Here is a 13,877-nt window from a genome sequence, read left to right on the forward strand (position 1 = left end):
GCCCAACCTAACCGCCGAGTGCCGTGCGGATCGAGTCGGAGGCGGCCGTGAGGCGCGCGGCGATCTCCTCGTCGGCCTGCGTGCTCGAGACGTAGACGACCGCGAGCGCGGCGGGCTGCCCGCTCGGCAGACGCAGCGGCACGGCCGTCGAGCGCACGCCGGGGAGGACCTCGTCGTGGCTGATCGCCCAGCCGCGCGAGCGGACCTGCTCGAGCTCGGCCCGGCGCGCGGCATCCGTCGCCTCGGGCCACTCGTGCGCGGGCAGCGACGCGAGGATCACCTTGCCCGGCGCGCCGATGCCCATCGGATGCCGCGACCCGGGGCGCTGCGCGACCGACGCGACCGCGTGCCGCGGCTCGACGCTCGTGAGCGTGACGATCTCGTCGGCGTCGAGCACGGCGAGGAAGCAGGTCATCGCGAGCTCGTTCGCCGCGCTCGTGAGCTCGGGGAGCGCCTCGGCCTGCAGGTCGTGGGCGACGCCCGCCGCGAGCGCCGCGAGGCGCGCACCGAGCGTGATGCGCCCGCGCGGGTCGCGCACCGTGAGCCGATGGTGCTCGAGGGTGCGGAGCAGCCGGTACGCGACCGACCGGTGCACGCCGAGGCGCTGGGCGAGCTCGTCGATCGAGAGGGGCTCGCGGGCGTCGGCCAGGATCTCGAGGATGCGGATGCCGCGCGAGAGCGTCTGCGACTGCGGGCCGGCGGCGGGTGTGTCATCCGTTGCGGTCATGTTCTCTCTTCGGGATCTGGAGCAGCGGCGCGCTCGTCTCGATCGGGTGTCGAACGATGTGTTCGACTATAGAACATGAACGGCTCGGACGTTCGGCTCCGCAGGCCGGACGTCCTCGTACGGCGACGAGCCTCCGAACGGCCGGACCGCGTCGCATGCACCGGGCGGCATGCAGGCGGGGGCCCGGATGGCGGCGCGGAACGGCAACGTGGCGATGTCACCGGCGGGACGGGCGGCCGATGCCAATCGTCCATGCCGACGCACGTTCTGACCTGTCATGGGCAAAAGGGCTGCAGGAATGCATCTCGACGGCGGCGTCGTCCGTCGAATCCGCGCGTGGATTCGACGCTTGACGCTGGAAGTCGCCGTCCGCTAGACAGAGCGCACGGTGCCCGGGGCATCGCTTTCCGGCCGCCGGCCGGAGCGCCGCCGCCAACCCGACCGACCGCACCACCGCACAGAACGAAGCACCACCCACGAGGAGGAACGCTCGATGTACACGGTGAGAAGAAGAGCGCTCGGCGGAACGGCGGCAGCAGCCGCACTCGCCGGGTTGTTGTTGACGGGAATGACGCCGATCAGTCCGGCGGCGGGCACTGAGCCGCTGTCGGACGTGACGCACGACGCCGACGAGGAGGTCGGCGTCGTCGAGGTCATCCTGCCCGACCAGTCCGAACTCGACCGTCTGGTCGACACCGGCGTCGACCTGGACCACGCCGCACACCTCAACGCCGACGGCACGATCACCGCGCACGCGGTCATCAGCGACGGCGGGGCGAAGGCGCTCGAGGCACGCGGATTCACGGTCGGCAAGTCCGTGCACGACGAGGACGACACCGAGGAGGTGCTCGCCGAGCGGGACGCCAAGATCGCCGCGGCCGTCGCGGAGAACGAGGAGTTCGCCGCAGCCGCGGAGAGCGCCGCGGTGTCCGACGTCAAGATCATCCGCGCCGACTACTACACCTCGTTCGGTGTCGGCTACCTCTCCGTCGAGGCGAAGTGGGCCGGCGGCCAGGGCAGCTCGGCGCAGCTCACCGTCGAGCGCGACAGCGGCCCGGGCACCGAGCTCGGCTCCGGCGGCACGCAGAACATCAGCCGCTTCGTCGACGCCGGCGTCTACCTGTACCACCGAGGCGCGGCCGTCGTGGAGACCCGGCCCGACACGATCCGCATCACGAGCCCGACCGGCGACGTCGCGACCGCGACGGTGACCGACTGGCTGCCGATCGAGGGCGAGGGCGGCACCGGCCCGAACTACCAGACCGACTTCATCACCTCGTACCTCACGCCGACCGAGCTGTACGACCGCATCGAGGCCCTCGCCGCCGAGTTCCCGAAGCTCGCCGAGATCGTCGAGCTGCCGTACGAGACCAACGGCTACCGTCGCCTCGCACAGGCCCTGCTGGGAAGCAGCTCTGCGAGCCGCGTGGCCATCGACTCGGTCGCGTGGGGGCACGAAGGCGGCAACGACCTCAGCATCGCCATGACCGACCCGGGTGCGGCCGACCAGCCGCTCTCCGTGTCGGTGGCCGGCGACGACGTCGTCGTCTCGCTCGCAACCGACGGCGCGGGTGCGGTCACGAGCACCGCCGCTGAGGTCGTCGCGGCGATCAACGCGTCGCCCGCGGCATCCGCTCTCGTCGTCGCCTACACGTACCGCGGCAACGCCGGCGCCGGCGTCGTCTCGCCCGTGGCGGCCACCGCGCTGAGCGACGGCCTCAGCGCGCCCGAGTCGGTCTCGCGCGACCCGCAGACGGTGCACGCGATCCGCATCGGCAAGGTCCGCGACGGGTCGAAGATGGGCGTGCTCGCGTACGCCCAGGAGCACGCACGCGAATGGGTGCCCCCGCTGGTCACGATCGAGACCGCCGAGCGGCTCCTGCGGAACTACGCGCAGGATGCCTCGACGAAGAAGCTGGTCGACAACCTCGACATCTGGATCGTGCCGTCGGTCAACCCCGACGGCGGTCACTACTCGTTCTACGACTTCAACTCGCAGCGCAAGAACATGACCAACCACTGCGAGCGCACGGGCAGCGCCGATTACAACGGCCGCAACAGCTGGGGCGTCGACAACAACCGCAACTACGACACGTACAGCCTGTTCGACGGCTACAACGGTGCGTCCACCTCGTGCACGAGCGGCACGTTCGCCGGTCCCGCCGAGCTGAGCGAGCCGGAGAGCGCCAACATCGACTGGATCGCGTCGGAGAACGACAACATCCGGTTCGCGATGAACCTGCACAGCTCGGGCAACTACTTCATGTGGTCGCCGGGCGCGTACATCACGCCGGGGCGCATCTCGGCGCCGCGTCCGACGCTCGAGGAGGAGTCGTACTTCTGGGGTGCGTCGTCGCGGATCCTCACCGAGATCAAGCGGTACCGCGGGATGTCGGTGACGCCCGCGCGCACCGGGCCGATCTCGGACGTGCTGTACTCGGCCGCCGGCAACTCCGGCGACATGCTCTGGTACAAGCACGGGATCTACGCGTGGAACTTCGAGGTCGGCACCCAGTTCCAGCCGCCGTTCGAGAACGAGAACCCCAACGGCGCCTCGGCGCACGCGGAGTCGCAGGAGTACGCGAACGGCCTGGTCGAACTCATGCGCGTGGCTCACGACTTCGAGTCCGACAAGGTGCGGCCGAACACCACGGTGAAGGCCTCGGCGAGCAGCGAGCCGGGCATGGTCGACCTGACGTTCGAGATGAGCGAGACGGCCGCCGTGTTCTACACGCTCGACGGTTCGAAGCCGACCTACGAGTCGACCATGTACGGCACCTCCGGCCTCCGCGAGGGCGCCGAGGTGCTCACCGTCCCCGTGGGCACGAAGGTGCACTGGTTCTCGGTCGACTCGGCGGGCAACGTCGAGAAGAACTACAAGCCCGACGGCACGTCGAGCAACTTCAACAAGCTGACGGTCACCACCCCCCAGTGATCCGTCGATGAGAGCCGCGGCCGCGGCATCCGTTCCAGCGGATGCCGCGGCCGTGGCGCGTGCGGCCTACGATGGCAGGACACCACCCCCATCGTCCGACGGGAGGCGTCATGGTCCAGGTCCGCGTCCTCGGGGTCGCGCTCGATCAGTCCGGGCAGCACATCATCCTGCTGAAGCCGCTCGGCGAGGAGGACGGCCGCGGGCGCGTGCTGCCGATCTGGATCGGCGCGCAGGAGGCGACGTCGATCCTCATCGCCGTGCAGGGGGAACAGGCGCCTCGCCCCCTGTCGCACGACCTGATGAAGCTGCTGCTCGACGCGGTCGGGTCGAAGATCGAGCGGGTGGATGTCACCCGCATCGAGGACGGCACGTTCTACGCCGAGCTGACGATCATGACCCCGACCGGGCCCTACGTCATCGACGCGCGCCCATCCGACTCCGTGGCCCTCGCGTCGCGGACCGAGGCGCCCCTGTTCGTCGCCGACGAGGTGCTCGAGCAGGCCGGCATTCCCGCCGAGATGGTCGAGACGCGCTCCGACGAGGAGGAATCCGAGGAGTCGGCCGACGAGAAGCTCGAGGAGTTCAAGAAGTTCCTGGAGGACGTCGACCCGGAGGACTTCCAGGGCTGACGATCCGGCGTCCGCGCACGCTGTACGATCCCCCGATGCGCATCCTCCGCCGTACGGTCGCCGTCGTCGCCGTCCTCGTGCTGATCCTGATCGCCGCGTTCGCGGGCGTCTACCTGTGGCAGCAGCCGATCCTGCTGACCGGCACGGGCTACGCCGCGCACAACGCGTGCGCGGTGACCGAGGTGGCCGGCCGTGACGACCCCGAGTCCGACCTGCCGTCGAACCCGCTCGTGACCTACCTCCAGGTCGACGGCAGCGGCGACCCGACAGCAGGGTCGCTCTTCGGCGCGCTCGCGAAGCAGAAGGCCTGGTACACCGAGGGCTTCGGGTGCACGCTCGCCGACGCGCGGCCCGAGCTCGGCGCGGCATCCGTCATCGAACCCGGCGGCAACCCGTTCACCGACGGGCCCACGTCCCGACTGAGCGACGACCTCAGGGCGGCGCTCGGCAGGGCCTTCGGCGACGACCTGCCCGAAGCGGATGCCGCAGCACTCGGCACGCGCGGGGTCGTGATCGTGAAGGACGGCGAGCTCGTCGCCGAGCGCTACGCCGACGGCTTCGACGCCGACACCCCGCAGCTCGGATGGTCGATGTCGAAGAGCGTGGCGAACCTGCTGACGGGCGTGCTCGTCGATCAGGGCGTCGTCGCGCTCGACGACGACGGGCTGCGCCCGGAGTGGACCGACGAGCGCGCCGACATCACCATCGAGCACCTGCTGCGACAGACCAGCGGGCTGGAGTGGGACGAGACCTACGACCTCGGCACGCCCATCACCCGCATGCTCTACCTCGAGCCCGACATGGGCGCGTTCGTCGCCGGACAGCCGCTCGTGCACGAGCCGGGGACCGTGCAGCTCTACTCGAGCGGCAACACCAACCTGCTGTGCTCGGTGCTCGCCGAGCGCACGGGCCTCGGCGCCGACCTGCCGCGGCAGGTCCTGCTCGGCCCGCTCGGCCTCACCTCGGCGGTGTTCGAGCCGGATGCCGCGGGCACGCCCGTGTGCTCGTCGTACCTGTGGGCGACACCGCGCGATTGGGCCGCGATCGGGCAGTTCGCCATGCAGAACGGGGAGTGGAACGGCGAGCAGCTGCTGCCCGCCGACTGGATGCTGCAGAGCCTCACCGTCGACGATGTCGAGGAGACCGACGACCCCGGCAACGGGATGAGCTGGCGCGTCAACACGCTGCCGGGCGGCGAGCCCCGGTGGCCCGAGCTGCCGGAGGACACGTTCTACGCCAGCGGCCACGACGGGCAGAAGATGCTCATCGTGCCGTCGGAGGGACTCGTCGTGGTGCGGCTCGGATTCACGCCCGATGCCGACGACGATCCGTCGGTCGTCGCGCTCGTCGAGGAGGCGATCACGGCGCTCGGCTGAGCGGCCCCCGTACGATGGCCGGGTGAGCTGGATCTGGACGGTGGCCGGGGTCGCCCTCATCGCGGTCGGCCTCTACGAGGTCTTCCACACCCTGCTGCATCCCACCGGGCGCGGTCGCGTCACCGCGTTCGTGTCGAACGCGACCTGGCGGGCGTCGTCCCGGCTCGGGCGACGCGGACGCACCGTCGCCGGTCCGCTCGCCGCCGTGGCGGTCATCGTGCTCTGGGCCGGCTTCCAGGTCGTCGGCTGGGCGCTCGTGTACCTCCCGCACGTCCCGGAGGCGTTCGCGTACAACCCCGAGATCCGGCCCGAGGCGTACCCGGCGATCGTCGAGGCGTTCTACTACTCCGTGGTCAGCATGTCGACCCTCGGCCTCGGCGACGTGTACCCGGTCGACCCGTGGCTGCGCGTCGTCGCGCCGGTGCAGGGGCTCATCGGGTTCGCCCTGCTCACGGCGGCCGTCGCCTGGTTCGTGGAGCTCTACCCCGGACTCGGGCGGCGGCGCGCCCTCGCGCTGCGCATCGCGCTCATGGAGCGGTCCGACACCGCGAGCCACCTGCCCGACCGGGAGCCGGCGACGGCGAGTGCGCTCCTCGACTCGATCACCGCCGACCTCGCCCAGGCGCGCATCGACATGTGGCAGAACGCCGAGTCGTACTACTTCACCGAAGACCAACCCGAGGCGTCGCTGGCCGCGCAACTGCCGTACGCGTTGCACCTCGCCCGCCTCGCCCGGCGATCGCCAGACAGGACCGTGCGCAACAGCGGTGACATGCTCGAGGCGGGCATCGACGACTTCGCCCGCATCCTGCGCGGCCGGTTCTTCCGCAGCGCGGACGACACCGACGAGATCCTCCGCGAGTTCGCACGCCAGCACCGGCAGCGGGCCGTCGTGACCGGCGAGCCGACCGATGGTGCGCCCGTCTGAGCCGGACCGACGGGCCTGCGCAAGGGTGGTGCGCTCGCCTGCGCTGCGGACTAGCGTGAAGTCGTGTCCGCTCCTGCGATCGATGCACGGACCGCTCACGCCGAGGGCGTCGAGCGACTGCTCGAGAGCTACCGCGCGGTCCCGGCCGCGGCGCCCGTCCGGCTGGCGAAGCGTACGTCGAACCTGTTCCGGTCGCGCGCCGCAACCGACGTGCCGGGCCTCGACACCTCCGGGCTGACGGGGGTCATCGCCATCGACCCCGAGGCCCGTACTGCGGATGTCGCCGGCATGTGCACCTACGAGGATCTCGTCGACGCGACCCTGCCCCACGGTCTCGCACCGCTCGTGGTGCCGCAGCTGAAGACGATCACGCTCGGCGGCGCGGTCACCGGTCTCGGCATCGAGTCGACCTCGTTCCGCAACGGCCTGCCGCACGAGTCGGTGCTCGAGCTGGACATCCTGACCGGCGCCGGCGAGATCGTGACGGCGTCGCCGCACGAGCACGCCGACCTCTTCCGGGCGTTCCCGAACTCGTACGGCACGCTCGGCTACGCGGTGCGCCTACGCATCGAGCTCGAGCCGGTCGAGCCGTTCGTCGCGCTCACGCACCTCCGCTTCCACTCGCTCGCCGAGCTCATCGCGGCGATGGACCGCATCATCGACACCGGCAGTCACGACGGCGCGAGGGTCGACTACCTCGACGGCGTCGTGTTCGGCGCCGACGAGAGCTATCTGTGCCTGGGCGTGCGGACCGCGGCATCCGGACCCGTCAGCGACTACACCGGCCAGCGGATCTTCTACCGCTCGATCCGGCACGACGACGGCGCCGCCCACGACCGGCTCACCATCCACGACTACCTGTGGCGGTGGGACACGGACTGGTTCTGGTGCTCGGCGGCGTTCGGCGCGCAGCATCCGCTCGTTCGCAGGATCTGGCCGAAGCGGTACCTGCGCAGCCGCTCGTACTCGACGCTCATGCGCCTCGAGCGGCGATTCGACATCGGGAACAAGTTGGAGAGGCTCAAGCGGCGGCCGCCGCGCGAACGCGTGATCCAGGACATCGAGGTGCCGATCGAGCGCACCGAGGAGTTCCTCGACTGGTTCCTCGCGAACGTGCCCATCGAGCCCATCTGGCTCTGCCCGCTCCGACTCCGCGGCGACGACGCCTGGCCGCTCTACCCGCTCGAGCCGCACCGCACGTATGTCAACGTCGGCTTCTGGTCGACCGTGCCGGTCGGGCCGACCGAGGGCGAGACGAATCGGCGCATCGAACGGAGGGTGAGCGAGCTCGACGGGCACAAGTCGCTCTACTCCGACTCCTTCTACCCGCCCGACGAGTTCGACCGGCTCTACGGCGGGGATGCCCACCGGGCCGTGAAGCGGCGGTACGACCCCGACTCGCGGCTCCTCGACCTCTACGCGAAGGCGGTGCAACGACGATGACCTCGTTCAAGGACGACGCTGCGACGGCGACCCCGGCCGAGCCTCCACAGCAGGCGACGCAGCAGACGGATGCCGCGCTGCAGGCGCACTCGGAGGGGAAGCTGACGCTCGCGGAGATCCTCGAGATCCTCGCCGGCGGCAAGCTCCCGCTGCGGTTCACCGCCTACGACGGCAGCTCCGCCGGACCGCCCGACGCCCGGTTCGGACTCGACCTGAAGAGCCCGCGCGGCACCACCTACCTCGCGACGGGACGCGGTGACCTGGGCCTCGCGCGTGCGTACGTCGCCGGCGACCTCGAGGCCACGGGCGTGCACCCGGGCGACCCGTACGAGCTCCTCAAGGCGCTCGCCGACGACCTCGTCTTCGAGCGGCCGTCGCCGCGGGTCACGGCGAGGATCGTCCGCTCGATCGGCGTCGGCCGACTTCGGCCCGTCGCGCCGCCCCCGCAGGAGGCGCAGCCGCGCTGGCGTCGCGTCGCCGCAGGGCTCCGGCACAGCAAGGCGCGCGACGCCGAGGCGATCCACCACCACTACGACGTCTCGAACACCTTCTACGAGTGGGTGCTCGGGCCGTCGATGACGTACACGTGCGCCTGCTACCCGCGCCCCGACGCATCCCTCGACGAAGCGCAGGAGAACAAGTACCGTCTCGTGTTCGACAAGCTGCGGTTGAAGCCCGGCGACCGGCTGCTGGACGTGGGATGCGGCTGGGGCGGAATGGTGCGCTATGCCGCGCGCCACGGCGTCTCGGCCGTCGGCGTGACACTCTCGCACGAGCAGTCCATGTGGGCGAAGCGCGCCATCGTCGAGGAGGGGCTCGGCGAGCTCGCCGAGGTCCGCTATGCGGACTACCGCGATGTCGCCGAGACCGGCTTCGACGCGGTGTCGTCGATCGGGCTGCTCGAGCACATCGGGGTCCGCAACTACGCGTCGTACTTCGAGTTCCTCCTTTCACGACTGCGCCCCGGCGGGCTGCTGCTGAACCACTGCATCACGCGGCCCGAGAACCGCACCGAACCGGCGGCGAAGGGCTTCATCGACCGCTACGTGTTCCCCGACGGCGAGCTCACCGGCTCGGGTCGCATCATCAGCGCCGCGCAGGACGCCGGCCTCGAGGTGCTGCACGAGGAGAACCTGCGGCAGCACTACGCGATGACCCTCCGCGACTGGTGCGCGAACCTCGTCGAGCACTGGGACGAGGCGGTCGCCGAGGTCGGGCTGCCGACCGCGAAGGTGTGGGGCCTCTACATGGCCGGCTCGCGGCTCGCGTTCGAGACGGGCGGGATCCAGTTGCACCAGGTGCTGGCCGCGCGACCCCACGACGACGGTCGCGTCGGCGACCTGCCGCTCCGGCCGTGGTGGACGCCGTAACGACCGGCAGAATGGGCGACATGGATGCCGCCTTCCCCGCCCTGACCGAGATGCCGTCGCCGCAGTTCGTCATGTCGGGTGAGGGGCGCCGCATCGCCACCTACCTGTGGGGCGACGAGGACGCGCCGACCGTGATGTGCGTGCACGGGTTCGCGTCGAGCTGCCGCGACAACTGGGTCCTGACCGGGTGGGTGCGCGACCTCACCCGCGCGGGCTTCCGCGTGCTCGGCGTCGACCAGCGCGGCCACGGGCAGAGCGACAAGCCGCACGAGGCGATCGCCTACGGCATGGACGCCCTCGCGAACGACCTCGTGACCGTGCTCGACACGTACCTCCTCGACACCGTGCTCTACGCCGGGTACTCGCTCGGCGCCCGGGTCGGCTGGCAGGTCGCCGTGCAGGCGCCCCACCGCATCGAGCGGGCCGTGCTCGGCGGCATCCCCGACGGGCGCCCCCTCGCCCGCATGCAGATCGAGCAGGCCCAGGCCTACGCCGAGCACGGCACCCCAGTCGACGACACGGTGACTCGCAACTACGTGACGCTCGCCGAGCGGGTGCCGGGCAACGACCTGCGGGCGCTCGTCGCGCTGGCGGAGGGCATGCGGCAGGGCGACGCCGACCCCGACCCATCGAACCCGCCCGTGCAGCCGATCCTGTTCGCGACCGGCAGCGACGACGCGATCCTCGAGCAGTCGAAGCAGCTGGCGGATGCCACGCCGAACGGCACCTTCGTCGAACTGCCCGGCCGGCACCACTTCAACGCCCCGGGGTCGCGCGACTTCCGGAGGGCGGCGGTCGAGTTCTTCACCGGAAGTTCGCAGGCCTGACGCATCGATTCAAGGGTGCACGCTTGAATACCCCTGAATGGGGGGCACTTCTCCTGTGAATAGCGGGTGCTGCCTTGCCGCTGCACATCGACACTGCAACCGTGGCGGCCATGCGACAACGCGAAGAACTCATGCACACGGCATCCGACGCCGCCCTCGAGGTCGACGGCTGGATGCGCATCGAACTCGACGACGAACTGCTGGCGCACGTCGCCCTCGTCGTGTTCTCCAAGCTCCGCCGCAATGAGCCGCTCCTCGTCTCGTGGACCGATCCTGCCGGAAGCCCGGCACAGGCCTGGCTCCACCCCAACGCCACGATCGTGGCCCGTCACACGGCCGGCGCGGACACCACCATCGATCGTCGCCGCGCCGAGCGCATGATGGTCGCCGCCAACAGCAACTGGGGGCTGCGGCTCACCACGGAAGCGCTCGAACCGGCGCCCGCGCCGGCCGAGCCGGTTCCGGCCACGATGCCGGCGGAGGCGATGGCCGCGGCTTCCTGAGTCCTCGCCGCGGGCCGGAAGGCCCGCGGCGCGGCATCCGCTCGCCGTAGCGTCGGAGCATGGAGATCGTCGACCTGAACGCCGTGGCGCCCTACGACCCCGACCGGTTCGTCGCGAAACCCGTCGTCTCACGGGAGCACGGCAACGTGCGCATCATCCGTCTTGCACCGGGGCAGACACTGCCGCCCCACACGCATGGCGTGTCCGACCTCTTCCTCTACGTCGCCGAGGGCGACGCGGTGCTCGAAGAGAATGCCGGGGAGCGGCCGTTCCGCGCCGGCGAACTCGCCGTGCTCGCGGGCGCCGAGGAGCTGCGCGTGTCGAACCGCGGGAACGGGGGAGTGACCCTGCTGGCCTTCCTCGCGCCGCCGTTCCCGCCCGCGTCGTAGCGGCGGCGCGCCAACCCGCCGACGTCAGGTTCGCAGGAGCAGGAGGCTCGCCAGGTACACGAGGTACGCGCCGACGAACACGCCGCCCTCGATCCGCTGCATCCGCCGGCCGGTGAGGAACACCGGCACGCACGCGATCGTGGCGGCCGCCATCACCGGCAGGTCGATCGCGAGGAGGTCGCGGTCGACGCCTATCCCGCTCTCGGGCAGGAGGGCGGCGATCCCGAACACGATGAGGATGTTGTAGACGCTGCTGCCGAGCAGGTTCCCGACGGCGATGTCGCGCTCACGGCGGATCGTCGCGACGATCGCGGTGGCCAGTTCGGGAGCGGACGTGCCGATCGCGACGATCGTGAGTCCGATCACCGAGACGGGGACGCCGAAGCCCATCGCGAGGTCGACCGCACCATCGACGAGCCAGTCGGCCCCGAGCACGATGATGCCGATGCCGGCGAGCAGGGCCGCGGTCGCCCGGATCGCCCGCGCGCGCGTCGCCTCGGGCGGCATGCGCCGCTCGCCGAACTCCCGGGCGAACTCCGCGCGGATGGCGAGCGACTCGCGCCTCGCCGCGGCGACGACCACGGCCGTGTAGATCACGCCCAGGATCACGAGCACCACGCCGTCCGCACGTGAGACGACCCCGTCGACCGCGAGCAGCAGCAGGATGACGGCGGCCGTCACCATCGCGGGCAGGTCGAGGCGGATCGCGTGCGACCGCAGCGTCAGCGGCCGGATCAGCGCCGCGATGCCCAGGACGAGCAGGAGGTTGAGCGAGTTGGTGCCGACGATGTTGCCGAGCGCGAGCGAGCCGTTGCCCGTCGCGGCCGCGTCGATGCCGATCGCGAGTTCGGGCGCGCTCGTCCCGAGCGACACGACGGTGACGCCGATCACCATCGGCGAGACGCCGAGCCGCGCCGCGAGGTGGGTGCCGCCGCGCACCACCAGCTCGGCGCCGGCGACCAGGGCGACGAGCCCGGCGAGCACGATCCAGATCGACGTCATGGTGCGGCATCCACTCCCGGCGGTCGGGGTCGGGCGATCGGGCGGTCGGTCGGTCGGCTCCAGTCTCGCGCATCGCCACGGAACCGACCGGGGCGAAGGTCCGGCACGTCGTTCGCAGGCGCTTCAAAGCAGATCCGCAGCCCGACGGGCCGGGCGGCCGCCTACCGTCGAGGTATGGGCGAGGGCGGCGGCGGTCGGGCGGGGGGCACTCGTCCGCGCCCCGTTCGCCGTCCGGGCGCCGAGCCCCCGGCGTGGGCGCGGGCGCTCGCCGCGGGCGACGACGCCGGATTCTTCGGTCCCGGAAGTGCCGTGTGGGCCGTCCACGGCGCGCTGCCCACGCTCGTCGCCGGCATCCGCGCGCTGCTGCTGCAGACCCTGCACCCGGGCGCGATGGCCGGCGTGCACGACCACTCGCGGTACCGCGAGGACCCGCTCGGCCGGCTCGACGGCACGATCCGCTGGGTCGCGACGACCTCGTTCGGCGACCGGCGGGCCGCGACCGAGGTGTGCGCGTTCGTGTCGCGGCTGCACGAGCGCGTGGAGGGCACCTACGTCGACGCGCGCGGCGTCGAACGCGACTACTCGGCCAACGACGCGGCGCTGCTGCGATGGGTGCACGACGCCTTCACCGAGGCGTTCATCGGCGCGCACGAGATCTGGGGCGGGCCGATCCCCGGCGGCCCCGACCGGTACGTGCGCGAGTGGGCGCAGGTCGGCCGGCTGATGGGCGTCGCCGACCCGCCGACGACCGTGGCGCAGTTGCGGGGCGAGATGGACGCGTTCCTCGCCGATGCCAAGCCCGACGAGCGCGTCGCCGAGGCCGTGCGCTTCATCCGGCGGCCCGGGCTGCCGGGGCTCACGGGGCGCGCGTATCCGATCCTGTTCGGCGGCGCCGTCGCGTCGCTCGACCCGCACTACCGCGAGCTGCTGGGGCTGCGGCGTCCGTGGTGGCCGGCGATCACGTTCACGCGCGTGCTGCTGTGGGCGGCGACGCGGGTGCTGGGCCGGATGTCGCCGAGCGAGCGCAACGCGCGGGCGCGCATCGCGCGGCTCGAGCGCGAGTCCGCAGCGGGTGGGGAACGCAACCCCTCGCCGGATCGGACGGCCGGCACGTAGCGTGGCCCGCGACCGAGAGGAGCACCACATGCGCACGTACCGGGTCGGCACCTTCATCGGCAGCCTGTCCTCCACGTCCATCAACCGCACGCTCGCGAAGGCGCTCATGCGCGCCGCGCCCGACGACCTCGAGTTCACCGAGATCCCGATCGGCGACCTGCCGCTGTACAGCCCCGACTTCGACGATCACTACCCGCCCGAGGCGACCGCGCTGAAGGAGGCGATCGGGTCGTCGGACGCGGTGCTGTTCGTCACGCCCGAGTACAACCGGTCGATCCCGGGCGCGCTGAAGAACGCGATCGACTGGGCCTCGCGGCCATGGGGGAAGAACTCGTTCGACCACATCCCCGCCGCGGTGATCGGCGCGTCGCCGGGATCCATCGGCACGGCGGTCGCGCAGCAGAGCCTGCGCGGCGTGCTGAGCTACTGCAACGCCCGGCAGATGACCGCGCCCGAGGCGTACATCACCTACCGCGCCGAGGTGTTCGGCGACGACGGCTCGGTCGCCGACGAGAGCACCGAGGAGTTCCTCACCGACTTCATGGGGGAGTTCCGCGATCACCTCGAGCGCGTGCTGACGGTGCTGCCGCGCTGAGCGGCCACGCGACGCAGACGACGGATGCCGCGGGCTC

Annotated in this window: 13 protein-coding genes; 11 read left to right on the forward strand and 2 right to left on the reverse strand. The window is 71.2% G+C overall.

Annotation, left to right across the window (positions count from 1 at the left end):
- Positions 1-7: 7 nt before the first annotated feature.
- Positions 8-727 (reverse strand): IclR family transcriptional regulator, encoded by a 720-nt coding sequence (locus tag ACULK4_RS03120; RefSeq protein ID WP_445964998.1) that lies wholly within the window; start codon positions 725-727, stop codon positions 8-10.
- Between the two features lie 613 nt (positions 728-1,340).
- On the opposite strand from ACULK4_RS03120, the gene ACULK4_RS03125 reads away from it, so the two are divergent.
- From ACULK4_RS03125 to ACULK4_RS03165, 9 genes are all read left to right on the forward strand, one after another.
- Positions 1,341-3,662 carry a M14 family metallopeptidase gene (locus ACULK4_RS03125; RefSeq protein ID WP_445964999.1) on the forward strand — a complete coding sequence of 774 codons (2,322 nt, stop codon included), beginning with the start codon at positions 1,341-1,343 and terminating at the stop codon, positions 3,660-3,662.
- Between the two features lie 110 nt (positions 3,663-3,772).
- Positions 3,773-4,291, forward strand: coding sequence for a bifunctional nuclease family protein (locus ACULK4_RS03130; protein ID WP_445965000.1), 519 nt, complete (start codon positions 3,773-3,775; stop codon positions 4,289-4,291).
- Between the two features lie 35 nt (positions 4,292-4,326).
- Complete coding sequence (locus ACULK4_RS03135; RefSeq protein WP_445965001.1) at positions 4,327-5,667, forward strand: serine hydrolase domain-containing protein; 1,341 nt, start codon at positions 4,327-4,329, stop codon at positions 5,665-5,667.
- A gap of 22 nt (positions 5,668-5,689) precedes the next feature.
- Positions 5,690-6,595: a potassium channel family protein gene (locus ACULK4_RS03140; protein WP_445965002.1), complete on the forward strand. Its 906-nt coding sequence runs from the start codon at positions 5,690-5,692 to the stop codon at positions 6,593-6,595.
- 63 nt (positions 6,596-6,658) lie between these two features.
- Complete coding sequence (locus tag ACULK4_RS03145; protein WP_445965003.1) at positions 6,659-8,038, forward strand: FAD-binding oxidoreductase; 1,380 nt, start codon at positions 6,659-6,661, stop codon at positions 8,036-8,038.
- Positions 8,035-9,408 (forward strand): class I SAM-dependent methyltransferase, encoded by a 1,374-nt coding sequence (locus tag ACULK4_RS03150; protein WP_445965004.1) that lies wholly within the window; start codon positions 8,035-8,037, stop codon positions 9,406-9,408. The genes ACULK4_RS03145 and ACULK4_RS03150 overlap by 4 nt, the downstream gene beginning before the upstream one ends.
- A 20-nt stretch (positions 9,409-9,428) precedes the next feature.
- Positions 9,429-10,235, forward strand: coding sequence for an alpha/beta fold hydrolase (locus ACULK4_RS03155; protein WP_445965005.1), 807 nt, complete (start codon positions 9,429-9,431; stop codon positions 10,233-10,235).
- Positions 10,236-10,345: 110 nt separating this feature from the next.
- Positions 10,346-10,738: a DUF7882 family protein gene (locus ACULK4_RS03160; protein WP_445965006.1), complete on the forward strand. Its 393-nt coding sequence runs from the start codon at positions 10,346-10,348 to the stop codon at positions 10,736-10,738.
- Positions 10,739-10,797: 59 nt separating this feature from the next.
- A complete protein-coding gene (locus ACULK4_RS03165) occupies positions 10,798-11,127 on the forward strand; it encodes a cupin domain-containing protein (protein WP_445965007.1) in 330 nt (109 codons plus the stop codon).
- Positions 11,128-11,151: 24 nt separating this feature from the next.
- Here the strand turns inward: ACULK4_RS03165 and ACULK4_RS03170 are convergent, their stop codons facing one another.
- The gene (locus ACULK4_RS03170) at positions 11,152-12,129 is read right to left on the reverse strand and encodes a calcium/sodium antiporter (protein ID WP_445965008.1); all 978 of its coding nucleotides are present in this window, start codon (positions 12,127-12,129) and stop codon (positions 11,152-11,154) included.
- A gap of 174 nt (positions 12,130-12,303) precedes the next feature.
- Here ACULK4_RS03170 and ACULK4_RS03175 point away from each other — a divergent pair, with 174 nt between their 5' ends.
- Positions 12,304-13,245, forward strand: coding sequence for an oxygenase MpaB family protein (locus ACULK4_RS03175; protein WP_445965009.1), 942 nt, complete (start codon positions 12,304-12,306; stop codon positions 13,243-13,245).
- A gap of 28 nt (positions 13,246-13,273) precedes the next feature.
- Positions 13,274-13,840 (forward strand): NADPH-dependent FMN reductase, encoded by a 567-nt coding sequence (locus tag ACULK4_RS03180; RefSeq protein WP_445965010.1) that lies wholly within the window; start codon positions 13,274-13,276, stop codon positions 13,838-13,840.
- Positions 13,841-13,877: the final 37 nt, after the last annotated feature.

This window comes from Agromyces selenitireducens, assembly GCF_052748465.2.